Origin of the sequence: Streptomyces cyaneofuscatus, from assembly GCF_000718135.1 — a bacterium.
GTDB lineage: Bacteria > Actinomycetota > Actinomycetes > Streptomycetales > Streptomycetaceae > Streptomyces > Streptomyces cyaneofuscatus.
Genome location: NZ_JOEM01000001.1, coordinates 480,034 through 495,972, shown reverse-complemented (window position 1 = coordinate 495,972; position 15,939 = coordinate 480,034). Strand labels below are relative to the sequence as shown.

The window sequence follows — 15,939 nt, the reverse complement described above, 5'->3', positions numbered from 1 at the left end:
GACGGTAGGACCTCAAGTCCGCTTGAGATCAAGGGGCACCGGCTCACCCCTGGGAACGCACCCGACGGCTCTGCTCCGTCATCGTCCGCTTCAGCCGCGGCCCGATCGGCTTCTCGACGAACCGGTGCAGCAGATGCGCCAGCACCAGGATCGCGACCACCGTGGCGACGAGGGTCAGCTGCGGCGGCAGGTGCAGGCCGCGGCTCATGACGCGGATCGCGAACCAGCCCAGGTGCTCGTGCAGCAGGTAGAAGGGGTACGTCAGCGCCCCTGCGAACGTCAGCCAGCGCCAGTTCGCCCACCGCAGCCACCCCAGCGCCACGGCGGCCACCGCCACGAAGGCGAGCGTCACGATCAGCTGGATCACATACGGGGAACGGCCGAACTCGCCGCCACCGCCCGGGTGCCACAGGGCGGTCACCGAGTACCGCTGCCCGAGCAGCCAGCTGACCAGGACGATCCCCCAGAGCAGCAGATCGCTCCCGTGCCGGTGGATCAGGTACAGCGCGAGGCCGGCGATGAAGTACGGGGCGTGGTCCCGCATCACCAGGGCGTCGGTCAGCGGGTGGTCGGCGATCCGGGCGAAGGCGCCCGCCAGCGTCCAGCCGCAGCAGAAGACGACCACCCGGCGGTACGTCACCCCGCGCCAGACGACGAACACGGCGAACAGCACGTAGAAGCGGAGCTCCACCCAGAGCGTCCAGCACACCCCCAGCACCCGGTCCACGCCCATCGGCTGCTGGAGCATCGTCAAGTTGACCAGCAGTTCGTCCAGGCGCAGCGGCTCCACCACCACGGGCAGCACGACCGCCGCCGCAGTGACGACGACGATCGCCGCCCAGTACGCCGGGTAGAGCCGGGCCACCCGGGAGCGGAAGAAGTCACCGACGGAACGGCCCCAGCTGCTCATGCAGATGACGAAGCCGCTGATGATGAAGAAGAGCTGCACCCCCAGGCTGCCGTAGGTCGCGAACGACGACAGTGTCGGGAAGAGGTGCGCGGGCGACTGGCCCCAGGACTCGGCGACCGTCCCTTCCTTGCCGGCGTAGTGGTAGAGACAGACCATCAGGGCGGCCACGATGCGCAGCCCGTCCAGGGCCCGCATCCGGTCCCGTTTCCCGGGCCCCGCGACGGCCGGACGCACCGGTTCCGCAGCTCGGACCTCCTGCACCGGCAGCGTCGGCGCACCCGTCCGCGTACTCGTCACGTCCATCCCCCCGCTCATCTCCCTGCTCGTCCCCCGCTCATCCCCGCGCCCTCAGCCGCGCGCGCTGCGGACACCGGGGAGCCGCCGGCCCGCGCCCCGCTTCCAGGCGACGGCCTGCCGGGCGATCCTGCGGACCGTCGCATTGCGCGGGATGAAGTCGAACTGCCCCGGCAGTGCCCCCGGCAGCGCCAGCGAGGTGAGGCGGCGGCGCCGGAAGTACGGGGACGAGGCCGGGGCCGGATGTGCGGCGAGGTACTCCTCGGCGGCGGCGCGCAGCCCCGGGTAGATCTGCGGCTGCATGGCGAAGCCGACGGCCGTGACCAGACCCGACAGCTCCGCGCGCACCCGCTCCTCGCCCGGCAGCCGCCACGAGGTGACCGCCTCCCGGTCCTCCAGGGCGGGCAGCAGGGCGTCGACGATGGTGACCGGGACGCGGTTGCTGTTCTGGTACGGGGTCAGCGCGGCGAGCAGTTCCTCGGTGCCGACCCTCGCGACGGGGATGCCGTAGAACGTGGCGGCGGTGAGCAGCGCGGTGGAGAACGCGCCCACGACGAGCGCGGGGCGGGTCCGCTCGTACACCACCTCGGCGATCACCGGGGAGTCCAGGACGGTGAGTTCGGCGCCGAGCAGCTCGGCCTCCTGCTCCAGGGCGCGCGACCAGCTCACCGGGGCGGCGGGGTGCGGTTTGAAGACGACGCGGGTGTGGCCGAGCGCCACCGTGCCGCGCAGCATCCGCAGATGGAGCTCCTGCTCCTCGTCGGCGGTGAGGACGTCGATGGCGGAGAGGTACTGGCCGAGCAGCAGCGCCGGGGAGTCGGCCGGTGCGGTGAACTCCTCTGCGGAGGCGGCCAGTTCGCCCAGCACCTTCAGGAACTCGATCGTCGGCACGACCTCCGGCTCGACGTCGAACTCGGTCATCAGCAGCGGCCGCAGCCCCGGCACCAGGTCCAGGTGGAGCAGGCGCCGCACCCGGGTGCCGATCAGCGGATCGATCTTGCTGCGGGTGGGCCCGTAACTCATCAGCCCGTCGGCGTAGAGATGGATGGGGCTCTCGCCGAAAATCTTGGCCACCGCGCTGGACGGGTTGGCCTGGATGGACTCGCAGGCGATCTCCACCGGCCCGTCGCCCAGCTCCCAGGCCAGCCGCAGGTACCGCTCCCAGAGCAGCGTGTCCTGCTCGCGCGGGAACCAGCCGGCCGGGTGGAAGGGCCTGATGAACGCGTTCCACGAGTGGACCTCGTCGAACTCCGGCCGGAGCGAGGCGAATCCGGCCATCCGGTCGAGCGGGGTGCCGACCTCGGGGGCGGGCGAGGTGTCGCTGACGACCAGCAGCCGGCGGTGTTCGGCGCGCGGGCCGAACTGCCCTGCCCGGATCGCCGCGGTCACCGTGGCGGCGGCGTACTGGGAGGCCGCGAAGAAGAGCTGGGTGGAACGGATGGCAGGCATCAGGCACGGGCTCCGGTGGCGACGGCAGGTGAGGCGGCGGGCGTGGGTTCGGCGTCGGCGGCGCGGCGCCGCACCCGGCGCAGCAGAGCCGCGCGCCGGTCGCCCAGCGAGAGCAGGGTCTCGTCGAGGAGGTCGCCGGGAAGCCGGTGCAGGGCGGCGGCGCTCATGGAGCGCAGCGTCCGGGCCACGGGCGGTTCGAACCGTTCTATGGAGCCGAGGTGATGGGCCATGACCGCGCAATACGTACGAATGGCCTTCGGCAGCAGAATATCCGCGTCGCGGTCCTGTGATGTCTCCGCGATGACCTGGTCGAATGCCCGGATGAAATCGAGTTGCCGGACATCTCCGATCTGCGTGAGCGAGGAAGCGACTCCCCGCCGGTAGAAGACGCCCAGCAGTCCGACCGCCGCGAAGCTCTCCGCCTCCCGGTGCAGCCGCCAGATCCAGGGCCGGTCCTCGGCGGTGCGCAGACCGTCGGTGAAATGCAGAAGTCCCCGGTCGAGAAGGCGGCGGTGGTAAATACCGGCCCAGGCGTACGGATAGTCCACCGAGGTCGTGCGGTCGGCCGGAAGGATCACCGAGCGGGGGCTGAGCACCACGTTCCGCAGGCCGTGCGGCACTCGGTGCACCGTCCGCGTGCGGCCGGTGACCTGCACATGGTCGGCGCGTACGAAGTCGGACTCCAGCCGCTCGGCCGCGGCGACCAGCTCAGTGAAGTAGCCGGGGGCCAACCAGTCGTCGCCGTCCAGGAAGGTCAGATACTCCCCGCTCGCCGCGTCGAGGCCGGTGTTCCTGGCCGTGGCCAGACCGCCGTTACGCTCATGGACGATCACCTTCGCGCCGGGAATGTCCTTCCTCGCGCGCTGGAGCACGTCAGCCGTCCCGTCGGTCGAACAGTCGTCGACGAGGATGAACTCGAAGTCCTCCCGGGCGTTGGCCCGAAGGCTTCTGAGGGTGTCGGGCGCGTATGTCTGCACGTTGAAGAACGGCACGATGACGGAGAGCTTAACCACCCGCATCACGCTAGTTGGATACCCGGCACTTTCCTTGTCCCGGAAAAGTACTGCGGGTGAACGGTGAATGTCCGAACGGTGAAGCGGACCGAATGGGCCGCCAGTTGACCCTTCCGGTCTGCGTAATCCCCAAGCGTCGGCCGCCTGTTAACCATTTGTTGCCGTCGCGTTGGGCCGCGCATCGAAATGGCTTCCTAACTTCTAGGACGTGCCCCCACGTACCAGCAATACGGCCGATCCGGCCAGAACCCCCGCCGAGCCCCGCCCGGCGCTGCGGGTCGCCGTCCTCGCCGACTCCGACACCCGGTGGAAATGGGGCGCGCTCACCGCGCGCCGCCTGACCGCCGAGGCCGCCGGGGACGGGCGGGACGCGCGCCCCGTCGAGGTGAGCGGGCTGCTGCTGCGCGGCCGGGCCACCCCGACGCCCCGCCAGCTCGCGGAGGTCGGCGAGGTCGGCATCGAGGCGGAGAAGGTCCGCGAGGTCACCGCGGTCGAGTTCCTGCACACCGTGCGCGACGAGCGTTACGACGTCGTCGTCCTCGCCCTCGTCGGCGGCGGCGTCCAGGCCATGCTGCACGGACTGGCCGCACTGGACCTCACCCGCCGGCCCGTCGTCGTCACCGGATACGTCGGCGTCGTCTACGAGAAGCTCGCCGACGGCCTCCTCCTGCGCCACGGAGCCGACGTCGTCCTCGCCAACTCGGCCCACGACGCGGAACGTTTCCGCGCGGTGTACGAGGGAGTGGGCGCCGACGCCTCCGCCGTCACCGAGGCCGCGCTCCCCTTCCTCGGCGGAGCCCCGTACCGCGCCGAAGAGGGCCGCGACACCGTGGTGTTCGCCGCCCAGCCCTCCGTACCGGCCTCCCGCGCCGACCGTACGTACCTGCTCCGCCGGCTCGTCGAGCACGCCCGGCTGCACCCGCGCCGCGAGGTGCTGCTCAAGCTGCGCTCCAAGCCCGGCGAGCACACCACGCACATCGAGGAACTCCCGTACCAGAAGCTCGCGCAGAAGGTGCCCGGCGGGCTGCCGCCCAACTTCCGCCTGGTGTACGGGCACATGGGCGAGGTCCTGGACCGCACCGACCTCCTGGTCACCGTCTCCTCCACCGCCGCCCTGGAGTCCCTGCACCGCCGCATCCCGACCGCGGTCCTCACCGACCTCGGCGTACGCGAGCCCCTCGGCAACCACCACTTCGTCGGCTCCGGGCTCCTCACCTCCTGGGACCGGCTCGACGGCGGGTACCGGCCGCGCCCCGACCGGGAGTGGCTGGCCGGCCAGGGCGTCGCCGCCGACGGCTCGTACTCCACCGCCTACGACACCGCCCGCGCCAAGGTGGCCGAACTGCTGGACGGAAGCCGACTCCCGCCCCTGGCGCCCTACTACACGCCCGCCACCGCCCCCGGCTACCTCCCCGGCATCCTCGCCCGCCACCACCTGGCCCCCGACGGCACGCCCCTGCCCGGCGCCGCCGCGCCGCAGGAGACCGGCCGGGTGCGGGGCGCGGTTCGGGAGACCGTCCGCAACGCGGCGCGCGGCGCCTACCGGCACGGCGTCCAGCGCGTCGCCCCGGTGATCCGCCGGATGGGGGAGCTGTGACCACTACTTCAGGAGCTTCGATGACCCCGACCGTGACTTCAGGGGCCTCGACGACCCCGACCGTCCTCGCCGTGATCCCCGCCCGCGGCGGATCCAAGGGCGTGCCCGCCAAGAACCTCGCCGAGGTCGGCGGCGTCCCGCTGGTCGCCCGCGCCGTCCGCGCCGCGCTCGCGGCCCCCGAGGTCACCGACGTCGTCGTCACCACCGACGACGCGGCCATCGCGGAGGCCGCCCGCACCGCCGCCGCCCACCTCGGCGCCGCCGGCCGGCTGCACTGTGTGGAGCGCCCCGCCGCCATCGCGGGCGACACCGCCACCAGCGAGGCGGCCGTGCTCCACGCGCTGGACACGTACGAGGCCGAGCGCGCCCGCACCGTCGACGTGGTCCTCCTCGTCCAGTGCACCAGCCCGTTCGTCTCCCGCGAGGACATCGACGGCGTGGCCCGGGCGGTCGCCCACGAGGGTGCCGACACGGCCGTCACCGTCGCCCCGTTCCACGGGTTCGTCTGGCGCGACGGGGCCGCGGTCGAGGAGGGCACGTACGGCGTCAACCACGACAAGTCCGTACGCCCCCGCCGCCAGGACCGCCCCCAGGACTACCTGGAGACCGGCGCCGCCTACGCGATGGACGCGGCGGGCTTCCGTACCCACCGCCACCGCTTCTTCGGCCACACCGCGCTCGTCCCCACCGACCCGGCCCGGGTGCTGGAGATCGACGACCCGCACGACCTGGCCCGCGCCCGCGCCCTCGCCCCGCTCCTGGACCCCGCGCCGCTGCCCTCCCTCGCGGACGTGGACGCGGTCGTCCTGGACTTCGACGGCACCCAGACCGACGACCGGGTCATGGTCGACTCCGACGGCCGCGAGACCGTCGCCGTCCACCGGGGCGACGGGCTCGGCATCGCCGCCCTCCGCAAGGCCGGCGTGCCCCTCCTGATCCTCTCCACCGAACAGAACCCGGTCGTCGCCGCCCGCGCCCGCAAGCTGCAGGTGCCCGTCCTGCACGGCATCGACCGCAAGGACGAGGCGCTCAAGCAGTGGTGCGACGAGCAGGACATCGCCCCCGACCGGGTGCTCTACGTCGGCAACGACGTCAACGACCTGGGCTGCTTCGCCCTCGCGGGCTGGCCCGTGGCGGTCGGCAGCGCCCACGACTCGGTACGCGCCGCGGCGCGCGCCGTCACGACCACCCCCGGCGGCTACGGCGCCATCCGCGAGATCGCGGCCTGGCTGCTGGGCCCCACCCTCACGACCACTCCCTCTGTCCCCACCGTCCCCACCAAGTAAGGAAGCACCACCATGAGCAGCACCTCCCGCCTGCGCACGTTCGGCACCCGTACCGCCGGACCCGGCAACCCCGTCTACATCACCGGCGAGATCGGCATCAACCACAACGGTGACCTCGGTAACGCCCTCGCCCTGATCGACGCGGCCGCCGAAGCCGGCTGCGACGCGGTCAAGTTCCAGAAGCGCACCCCGGAGATCTGCACCCCGCGCGACCAGTGGGACATCGAGCGCGACACCCCCTGGGGCCGGATGACGTACATCGACTACCGCCACCGCGTCGAGTTCGGCGAGGAGGAGTACCGCGCCATCTCCGAGCACTGCGCCGAGCGCGGCATCGACTGGTTCGCCTCCCCGTGGGACACCGAGGCCGTCGCCTTCCTGGAGAAGTTCGACGTCCCCGCCCACAAGGTGGCCTCCGCATCGCTCACCGACGACGAGCTGCTCCGCGCCCTGCGCGCCACCGGCCGTACGGTGATCCTCTCCACCGGCATGTCGACCCCGAAGCAGATCCGCCACGCGGTCGAGGTCCTGGGCAGCGACAACATCCTGCTCTGCCACGCCACCTCGACGTACCCGGCCAAGGCCGAGGAGCTCAATCTGCGGGTCATCAACACCCTCCAGCAGGAGTACCCCAACGTCCCGATCGGCTACAGCGGCCACGAGACCGGCCTCCAGACCACCCTGGCCGCCGTCGCCCTCGGCGCCACCTTCGTCGAGCGCCACATCACCCTGGACCGCGCCATGTGGGGCTCCGACCAGGCCGCCTCCGTCGAGCCGCAGGGCCTGACCCGGCTGGTCCGCGACATCCGCACCATCGAGGCCTCCCTCGGCGACGGCGTCAAGAAGGTGTACGAGTCCGAGCTCGGCCCGATGAAGAAGCTCCGCCGGGTCGCGGGCGTCGTCGCCGAGACCGAGAACGCGCCGGCCCCCGAGCCGGCCGCGGTCTGAGCGCCGACCGGTGAACCTCGCCTTCGTCGAGAGCCCGGTCCAGCTCCTGAACGTCCTGGAGTGGACCCACGCCATGGGGGGAGACGATCCGGCCGCCACCACGGTCGTCGTCCTCCCCCCGGTCGACCCGATGTCGCGCGGCCAGCTGCGCAGGATGGCGGAGCTGGCCCGCGACGAGGGCATCACCGTCCGCTGGCAGGAGGCGCGCGGGGACTCCGGCGCGCCCCTCAAGGCCCTGCGCGCCCTGGCCGGGCTGGTCAGGCGGGCGGACCACATCGTGATCGGGGACCCCTTCTCCCGCTATGTGCAGCTCCTGCTGACCCTGGTCCGCGCCGAGCGCCTCACGGTGGTCGACGACGGCACGGCGACCATGGAGTTCGTCACCCAGCTGGCCCGGGGCGAGCGGCTGACCCGCTGGCACCGCAAGGGGCGCGGCGGCCCCCGCGAGCTGCTCCTGGCCCCGGTCACGGCCACCGCGCGGCGCCGCTTCACCCCGACGGTCCGGCACGCGGTGGAGGTCTTCACCGCGATGCCGGTCGAGCCCCCGAAGGGCGTCACCGTCACCGCCAACACCTTCGCCTGGACCCGCGCCCGCTTCGGCCCGCCGAGCGTCGGCCGGGGCGCGGACCTGGTGGGGACGTCCCTGGTGGAGACGGGAGTGGTCGACCCGGTTCCGTACCAGGAGGCGGTCGCGGCCCTGGCCCGCACCCACGGCGCCACCCGCTACTTCGCCCACCGCCGCGAGTCCGCCGAGAAGCTCCACGCCCTGGAAGCCGCCACCGGCCTGGAGATCGTCCGCCCGGACCTCCCCCTGGAACTCATCGCCCGCCGCGGCCCCATCGGCCACACGGTGGTGAGCTTCCCCTCGACGGTGGTCCACACCCTCCCGCTGGCCCTGGCCGGCACGGGCGTCAACGTCGCGGTCTGCGACATCGCCCCGGAGTGGCTGCGTACGACGGCCTCGCCGCGCGCGCAGGGGTTCCTGAGCGGGGTCACGGAGACGGCCCGGGGGGTGCAGCGGCTGACGTCGACGGCGCACGCGTAGCGGGTCCGCTCCGGCACCGAAACCCCGCGTTATACCCACTGTCACGAGCCGTCACACACCTCCACCCCGCCTTTTGTTCGCCTGTGCGGCTGAAGTTTTGTTGATCTGTGGCCAGTTGAGGGGCGAAGGGGCCTACGCTTGACCAGGTGAACCAGTTGAAGTCCCGTGCCTCCCGCCCCGAAGACCTGGTCGACCAGCCGGGAGGAGGTGGGCTGCCCGGCAGGCTCGGTGACGAGCTCCGGGCCGAGCTGATCGCCTTCCGCCGGGATCTCCACATGCACCCCGAGCTGGGCAACCAGGAGTTCCGCACCACGGCCGCCATCAAGGACCGGCTGGAGAAGGCCGGGCTGAAGCCGCGGGTGCTGGACGTGGGGACCGGGCTCGTCTGTGACGTGGGGGAGTGGGACGGCGTCACGCCCATGCTGGCGCTGCGGGCCGACATCGACGCGCTGCCGATCCCGGACACCAAGGTGGACGTCCCCTACCGGTCCACCGTGCCCGACCGGGCCCACGCCTGCGGCCACGACGTCCACACCACCACCGTGCTCGGCGCCGGCCTCGTCCTCGCCGCGCTCGACCGGCAGGGGCTCCTGCCGAACGCGGTGCGCCTGGTCTTCCAGCCCGCCGAGGAGGTCATGCCGGGCGGCGCGCTCAGCGCGATCGAGTCCGGGGTGCTGGAGGGCGTCGGGCGGATCATCGCCGTCCACTGCGACCCCAAGGTGGACGTCGGGACGATCGGGCTGCGCATCGGCCCCATCACCTCCGCCTGCGACCGCCTGGAGATCTCGCTCGACGGCCCCGGCGGCCACACCGCCCGCCCACACCTCACCACCGACCTGGTCACCGCCGCCGCCCGGGTCGCCGTGGACGTCCCCGCGCTGCTCTCCCGCCGCGTCGACGCCCGCTCCGGCCTCGTCCTCACCTGGGGCCGCCTCCACACCGGCCACGCCCCCAACGTCGTCCCGCAGCACGCCGAGCTCTCCGGCACGGTCCGCTGCCTCGACCTGAACGCCTGGCGGGACGCGGCCGACCTGGTGCACGCCGCCGTGGACGAGGTGGCCGGAATGCATCGGGCCAAGAGCGTGATCAATTACGTACGGGGCGTGCCGCCCGTGGTGAACGACGCCGAGTCCGTCGGGCTGCTGGACGCGGCGATGACCGAGCGCCGCGGTTCGTATGCGATCGAGGACACCGAGCAGAGCCTCGGCGGCGAGGACTTCTCCTGGTACCTGGAGCAGGTCCCGGGAGCCATGGCCCGCCTGGGGGTCCGGCCGCCCGGCGACACGCGCGGTCTGGACCTGCACCGCGGCAACTTCGACGTGGACGAGGAAGCCATCACCGTGGGCGTCGAGCTGTTCACGGCCGCCGCGCTGCTGGCCGGACGGTCTTAGAGCCACCTTCACGAACTGTTCGCGGTCCATCCATGGACGTGCGCGACGCCTTCTGTTCGCGACGATCCGATAACGGCTTCCGTACGTGCTCTTATCTGACATCTACGCGCGTTACGATCGCCGCGAAACCAGCGCCGGAAGAGGCGCTTCGGTCAGGTTTGAAGGAGCCTTCCCTTGCGCCGGATCACCAGGATTGCCACCGTGGGTGTCGCGTCAGCGGCCCTCGCGCTCTCCGTCACCGCGTGTGGCGGAAAAACGTCGTCGGACGCAGCGTCCGACGGTGACAAGGCCGCCATCGCGTACGACATCGGTGGCCGCGGCGACCAGTCGTTCAACGACGCCGCCTACGCCGGACTCGCCAAGGCGGAGAAGGACCTCGACATCAACGGCAGCGAGGCCGAGCCCTCCGACGGTGAGAGCGACGCCGACAAGGTGCAGCGCCTCACCGAGCTCGCCCGCGCCGGCAACAACCCGGTGATCGGCGTCGGCTTCGCCTACGCGCCCGCCATCAAGAAGGTCGCGCCGAAGTTCCCGAAGACCACCTTCGGGATCATCGACGACGCCTCGGTGACCGGCAAGAACATCGCCAACATCGTCTTCAACGAGGAGCAGGGCTCCTACCTGGCCGGCGTCGCCGCCGCCAAGGTCACCAAGACGAAGACGGTCGGCTTCATCGGTGGCGTCGAGACCCCGCTGATCAAGAAGTTCGAGGCCGGCTACGCCCAGGGCGTCAAGGACACCGACCCGTCGGTGAAGGTGCTCCCGCAGTACCTGACCCAGCCGCCGAACTTCGACGGCTTCTCCAAGCCCGACCTCGGCAAGGCCGCCGCCCAGGGCCAGCTCGACAAGAACGCCGACGTGATCTACTCGGCCGCCGGTCTGGCCGGCTCCGGTGCCATCGAGGCCGCCTCCAAGGCCAAGAAGTGGAACATCGGCGTCGACTCCGACCAGTACAACCAGGCGGGCCTCGCCAACTACAAGGAGTCCATCCTGACCTCGGTCACGAAGGACATCGAGGACGCGGTCTTCAACCTGATCAAGTCGGTCAAGGACGGCAAGCCGCAGTCCGGTGAGATCCGCTACGGCCTGGACAAGAACGGCGTCGCCCTGTCGATGTCCAACCCGGCCTTCGCCGACATGAAGGACGTCATCGCCGCGGTCGACAAGGCCAAGCAGGACATCATCGACGGCAAGATCACCGTCAAGACCGCCCCGTAACCAGGACGGTTTCCCGGCCCTGTCCGCCCGCCCCGCCGCACACCGGCGGGGCGGGCGGACAGGGCCCGCCGGGCCCTCGCCCCGGCAGTCAGAACAGCTCCACCGCGCAAGATCCGCAGAAGATTCGAAGAAGATCCGCCTCTCGCAGTGCTCTCCCACCGGTCCCGGACCCCGCGTCCGGACTGTGACGTGCGTCTGTGTTTCACGATTCGGCAGCTCTACGCGTGTAGACGGCCCTCCGGCGCGATAACTTCACCCCGCTCACCAGAGCCCCCTCAGCCCCTCCGCCCCCGCTCCTGTCCGGCCAAGGAGAGTGCGTCATCAACGCGTCCAGCAGCCCCCCCGCCGTGGAACTGCACGGCATCACCAAGCGCTTCCCCGGCGTCGTCGCCAACCACGACATCGACATCACGATCGGCAAGGGCACGGTTCACGCCCTCGTCGGCGAGAACGGTGCCGGCAAGTCCACCCTGATGAAGATCCTCTACGGCATGCAGAAGCCGGACGAGGGCACCATCGCCATCAACGGTGAGCAGGTCTCCTTCTCCAACCCGGGCGACGCCATCGAGCGCGGCATCGGCATGGTGCACCAGCACTTCATGCTCGCCGACAACTTCACCGTCCTGGAGAACGTGGTCCTCGGCGGCGAGAAGCTGTACGGCATCGGTGCCGGTGCCCGCAGGAAGATCAAGGAGATCTCCGACGCGTACGGTCTCGGCATCCGCCCCGACGCGCTCGTCGAGGACCTCGGGGTCGCCGACCGGCAGCGCGTGGAGATCCTCAAGGTCCTCTACCGGGGCGCCCGCATCCTGATCCTGGACGAGCCGACCGCGGTCCTCGTGCCGCAGGAGGTCGACGCCCTCTTCGCCAACCTGCGCGAGCTCAAGGCCGAGGGCCTGACCGTCATCTTCATCTCGCACAAGCTGGGCGAGGTGCTCTCGGTAGCCGACGACATCACGGTGATCCGCCGCGGTACGACGGTGGGCACCGCCGACCCGGCCACCACCACGACCAAGCAGCTCGCCGAGCTGATGGTCGGCAGCGAGCTGCCCTCGCCGGAGACCCGCGAGTCCACCGTCACCGACGTGCCCATGCTGCGCGTGCGGGACCTCGCGCTCACGGTCACCGACCCCGACGGCACCGTCCGCGACGTCCTCGCGGGCGTCGGCTTCACCATCCACAAGGGCGAGGTCCTCGGGATCGCGGGCGTCGAGGGCAACGGGCAGACCGAGCTGATCGAGACCCTGATCGGGATGCGCGACCCGGACGGCGGGGTGATCACCCTCGACACCGACGACATCTCGCACGCCCCCACCCGCAAGCGGCGCGAGGCCGGCATCGGCTACATCCCCGAGGACCGGCACCGCCACGGCGTCCTGCTGGACGCCCCGCTCTGGGAGAACCGCATCCTCGGCCACGTCACCGAGAAGCCCAACAGCCGCGGCTGGCTGCTGGACAACAAGGCGGCCCGCACCGACACCGAGCGGATCGTGCGCGAGTACGACGTGCGCACCCCTGGCATCGAGGTCACCGCGGCCTCCCTCTCCGGCGGCAACCAGCAGAAGCTGATCGTCGGCCGCGAGATGAGCCACGCCCCCAAGCTCCTGATCGCCGCCCACCCCACCCGTGGCGTGGACGTCGGCGCGCAGGCGCAGATCTGGGACCAGATCCGTGAGGCCCGCCGCGAAGGACTGGCCGTCCTGCTGATCTCGGCGGACCTGGACGAGCTGATCGGGCTCTCCGACACCCTGCGCGTCATGTACCGCGGCCGGCTGGTCGCCGACGCCGACCCGGCCACCATCACCCCGGAGGAACTGGGCTCGGCCATGACCGGCGCCGCCACCGGTCACCTCGAAGGCTCGGAGGACGAGGCCCGATGAAGAAATTCGACAAGGACCGGCTGATCCTGGGCCTCGCCGGCCCGGTGCTCGCCCTGGTCGTGGCCCTCGCGCTGACGACCGTGGTGCTGCTGGCCTCCGGCCGTAACCCGTTCGAGCCGTACCGGATCATGTTCGACTCGGCGAGCTACGTCGACGTCCAGGTCCTGATCATCAACCAGGCGGGTACGTACTACCTCGCCGCCCTCGCGGTCGCCGTCGGCTTCCGCATGAACCTCTTCAACATCGGCGTCGACGGGCAGTACCGCCTCGCCGCCATGATGGCCGCGCTGGTCGGCGCCAGCGTCACCCTGCCGGGCCCGCTGCACATCGCGCTGATCGTGATCGTCGCGATGCTCGTCGGTGCCTTCTGGGCCGGTATCGCGGGCTTCCTCAAGACCACCCGCGGGGTGAGCGAGGTCGTCTCCACGATCATGCTCAACTCGATCGCCACCGCGCTGGTCGCCTGGCTGATCCTGCCGAAGAACTTCGGTGAGCAGCCGGCCGGCTCCAACAACCTCACCACCGGTGAGATCGCGGAGTCCGGCTGGTTCCCGGGTCTGCCGATGGGCGACGGCGGGGAGATCTACGGCTTCACCTTCGTCGCCGCGGGCTGCGGCCTGCTCTACTGGTTCGGCCTCAACCGCACCCGGTTCGGCTTCGACCTGCGCGCCACGGGCGCCAGCGAGAGCGCCGCCCAGGCCTCCGGCGTGGACGCCAAGAAGATGATCCTCACCTCGATGCTGATCTCCGGTGCGGTGGCGGGCCTCGCGGGCCTGCCGACGCTGCTCGGCGACACCCACACGTACAGCCTCGACTTCCCCACCGGGATCGGCTTCACCGGTATCACCATCGCGCTGCTGGGCCGCAACAACCCGCTCGGCATCGCCTTCAGCGCCCTGCTGATCGCCTTCCTCGACAAGTCGTCGGCCTCGCTCGACCAGTTCGGGTACGAGAAGGAGATCGCCACGATCATGCAGGGCCTGATCGTGATCTCGGTCGTCGTCTCCTACGAACTCGTCCGCCGCTACGGCGTCCGCCGCCAGCAGCAGAAGGTGGGCGAGGAGCTCGCCGCCGGCCACGCCATCAAGACCGAGAAGGAGGCGGCCCTGTGAGCACCAGCAAAGCCATCGCCGCACGCCACGCCCCCAAGAAGGGCGGCCGCCGCAAGCTCACCCTGCCCGTCGTCCTGCTCATCATCGCGGGCGGCCTCGCCCTCGTCTCGCTCGTCCGCCTGATCAGCGGCGCCGACGACATCACCTCGGTCGGCCAGGTCGCCGGCGCGCTCGAACTCGCCGTCCCGATCGGCCTCGCCGGACTCGGCGGCCTGTGGGCCGAGCGCGCGGGCGTCGTCAACATCGGCCTCGAAGGCATGATGATCCTCGGCACCTGGTTCGGTGCCTGGGCCGGATTCCAGTGGGGCCCGTGGATGGGCGTCCTCTTCGGCATCCTCGGCGGCTGCCTCGGCGGCCTCCTCCACGCGATCATCACCGTCACCTTCGGCGTGAACCACATCGTCTCCGGTGTGGCGATCAACATCCTCGCCGTCGGCGTCACCCGCTACCTCTCCAACTTCGCCTTCGACGGCGTGCAGGGCGGCTCCTCCAAGCAGTCCCCGCGCATCGACCCGATCGACAAGATCACCATTCCGGGGCTCTCGGACTGGATGCAGGACCTCCAGCAGCACCACTGGTTCCTGGTCTCCGACATCGCGGGCATCATCGGCGGCCTGGTCACCGGCCTCTCCCTGCTGACCCTGCTCGCGCTGCTGCTGATCCCGGCGACCTGGTGGATCCTGTGGCGCACCTCGTTCGGGCTCCGGCTGCGCTCCTGCGGCGAGTCCCCGGTGGCCGCCGAGACGCTCGGCGTCAACGTGTACAAGTACAAGTACATCGCCGTCACCATCTCCGGCGGTCTGGCAGGCCTCGGCGGCGCGTTCCTCGCGATCGTCGCCACCGGCATCTACCAGGAGGGCCAGACCGGCGGCCGTGGCTACATCGGCCTCGCCGCCATGATCTTCGGCAACTGGATGCCGGGCGGCATGGCGCTGGGCGCCGGGCTCTTCGGCTTCACCGACAGCCTCAAGCTGCGCGGCGGCGCCGAGAACGTCCACGCGATGCTGCTCCTGCTGGCGATCCTGCTGGTCATCGCGGTGTTCTGGCAGCTCTACAAGAAGAAGTACGTCGCCGCGGTGATCTCGGCGGCCGTCTCGGCGCTGCTGTTCACCTGGTACCTGCTGACCGACCAGGTGCCGAGCCAGTTCGTCGACGCGGCTCCGTACGTCACGACGCTGCTGGTCCTCTCGCTCTCCGCGCAGCGCCTACGGATGCCGAAGGCGGACGGCGTGCCCTACCGGAAGGGCGAGGGCAAGTGACCTCGCCCGCCTCCGAAAGCCCCGCCGCTCCCTTCGGCGAGGCCGACTGGGAGGCCCTGCGGGAGGCGGCCCGGGACGCGATGTCCCGGGCGTACGCCCCCTACTCGGGCTTCCCGGTCGGTGTCGCCGCCCGGGTGGACGACGGCCGCACGATCACCGGCTGCAACGTCGAGAACGCCTCCTACGGCCTCTCGCTCTGCGCCGAGTGCGGGCTGGTCTCCACCCTCCAGGCGACCGGCGGCGGCCGGCTGACCCACTTCACCTGCGTGGACGGCACCGGGTCGGTCCTGGTGCCGTGCGGCCGGTGCCGGCAGCTCCTGTACGAGTTCGGCGGCCCCGGACTCCTCCTGGAGACGCCCGACGGGCTGCGCACGCTGGACGCGATGCTGCCGCAGTCGTTCGGCCCGCAGCACCTCGGCTGATCTGAAACCCTGGTGGCCCTTCCCCTCCCGGAAGGGCCACCGCCATTCCCCCTCCCCATCTCTCTATGCGCGTAGAGTCGCCATCGAACTCCTGCGTACGCACCGGCCGGAAGGA

At 71.0% G+C, this 15,939-nt stretch carries 13 protein-coding genes; 10 read left to right on the top strand and 3 right to left on the bottom strand.

Annotation, left to right across the window (positions count from 1 at the left end; all coding sequences use genetic code 11):
* Positions 1–43 precede the first annotated feature (43 nt).
* Genes IF17_RS0102365 through IF17_RS0102355 form a run of 3 tightly spaced genes read right to left on the bottom strand, consistent with a single transcriptional unit; the run spans position 44 to position 3,666 of the window.
* A complete protein-coding gene (locus tag IF17_RS0102365) occupies positions 44–1,213 on the bottom strand; it encodes an acyltransferase family protein (RefSeq protein WP_244890403.1) in 1,170 nt (389 codons plus the stop codon).
* A gap of 45 nt (positions 1,214–1,258) precedes the next feature.
* A complete protein-coding gene (locus tag IF17_RS0102360) occupies positions 1,259–2,653 on the bottom strand; it encodes a polysialyltransferase family glycosyltransferase (protein ID WP_030561633.1) in 1,395 nt (464 codons plus the stop codon).
* On the bottom strand, positions 2,653–3,666 hold the full coding sequence (locus IF17_RS0102355; RefSeq protein ID WP_032771718.1) for a glycosyltransferase family 2 protein: 1,014 nt from the start codon (positions 3,664–3,666) through the stop codon (positions 2,653–2,655). The genes IF17_RS0102360 and IF17_RS0102355 overlap by 1 nt, the downstream gene beginning before the upstream one ends.
* Positions 3,667–3,874: 208 nt before the next feature.
* Between IF17_RS0102355 and IF17_RS0102350 the strand changes: the two genes are divergently transcribed.
* The 10 genes from IF17_RS0102350 to IF17_RS0102305 all read left to right on the top strand — a co-directional run bounded on the left by IF17_RS0102350 (position 3,875) and on the right by IF17_RS0102305 (position 15,824).
* Positions 3,875–5,263 (top strand): DUF6716 putative glycosyltransferase, encoded by a 1,389-nt coding sequence (locus tag IF17_RS0102350; RefSeq protein ID WP_030561629.1) that lies wholly within the window; start codon positions 3,875–3,877, stop codon positions 5,261–5,263.
* 20 nt (positions 5,264–5,283) lie between these two features.
* A complete protein-coding gene (locus tag IF17_RS0102345) occupies positions 5,284–6,549 on the top strand; it encodes an acylneuraminate cytidylyltransferase (RefSeq protein ID WP_030561627.1) in 1,266 nt (421 codons plus the stop codon).
* Between the two features lie 12 nt (positions 6,550–6,561).
* Positions 6,562–7,497 carry an N-acetylneuraminate synthase family protein gene (locus tag IF17_RS0102340; RefSeq protein ID WP_030561625.1) on the top strand — a complete coding sequence of 312 codons (936 nt, stop codon included), beginning with the start codon at positions 6,562–6,564 and terminating at the stop codon, positions 7,495–7,497.
* Between the two features lie 10 nt (positions 7,498–7,507).
* Positions 7,508–8,542: a hypothetical protein gene (locus IF17_RS0102335; RefSeq protein WP_030561623.1), complete on the top strand. Its 1,035-nt coding sequence runs from the start codon at positions 7,508–7,510 to the stop codon at positions 8,540–8,542.
* 155 nt (positions 8,543–8,697) lie between these two features.
* Positions 8,698–9,933 (top strand): amidohydrolase, encoded by a 1,236-nt coding sequence (locus IF17_RS0102330; RefSeq protein WP_032771625.1) that lies wholly within the window; start codon positions 8,698–8,700, stop codon positions 9,931–9,933.
* Positions 9,934–10,107: 174 nt separating this feature from the next.
* A complete protein-coding gene (locus IF17_RS0102325; protein ID WP_030561619.1) occupies positions 10,108–11,151 on the top strand; it encodes a BMP family lipoprotein in 1,044 nt (347 codons plus the stop codon).
* Positions 11,152–11,447: 296 nt separating this feature from the next.
* The gene (locus IF17_RS0102320; RefSeq protein WP_078615764.1) at positions 11,448–13,031 is read left to right on the top strand and encodes an ABC transporter ATP-binding protein; all 1,584 of its coding nucleotides are present in this window, start codon (positions 11,448–11,450) and stop codon (positions 13,029–13,031) included.
* On the top strand, positions 13,028–14,143 hold the full coding sequence (locus IF17_RS0102315; RefSeq protein ID WP_030561614.1) for an ABC transporter permease: 1,116 nt from the start codon (positions 13,028–13,030) through the stop codon (positions 14,141–14,143). The genes IF17_RS0102320 and IF17_RS0102315 overlap by 4 nt, the downstream gene beginning before the upstream one ends.
* On the top strand, positions 14,140–15,402 hold the full coding sequence (locus IF17_RS0102310) for an ABC transporter permease (RefSeq protein WP_030561612.1): 1,263 nt from the start codon (positions 14,140–14,142) through the stop codon (positions 15,400–15,402). Before IF17_RS0102315 ends, IF17_RS0102310 begins: the two co-directional genes overlap by 4 nt.
* Positions 15,399–15,824, top strand: a complete 426-nt coding sequence (locus IF17_RS0102305) for a cytidine deaminase (RefSeq protein ID WP_030561610.1) — start codon at positions 15,399–15,401, stop codon at positions 15,822–15,824. Before IF17_RS0102310 ends, IF17_RS0102305 begins: the two co-directional genes overlap by 4 nt.
* Positions 15,825–15,939 lie beyond the last annotated feature (115 nt).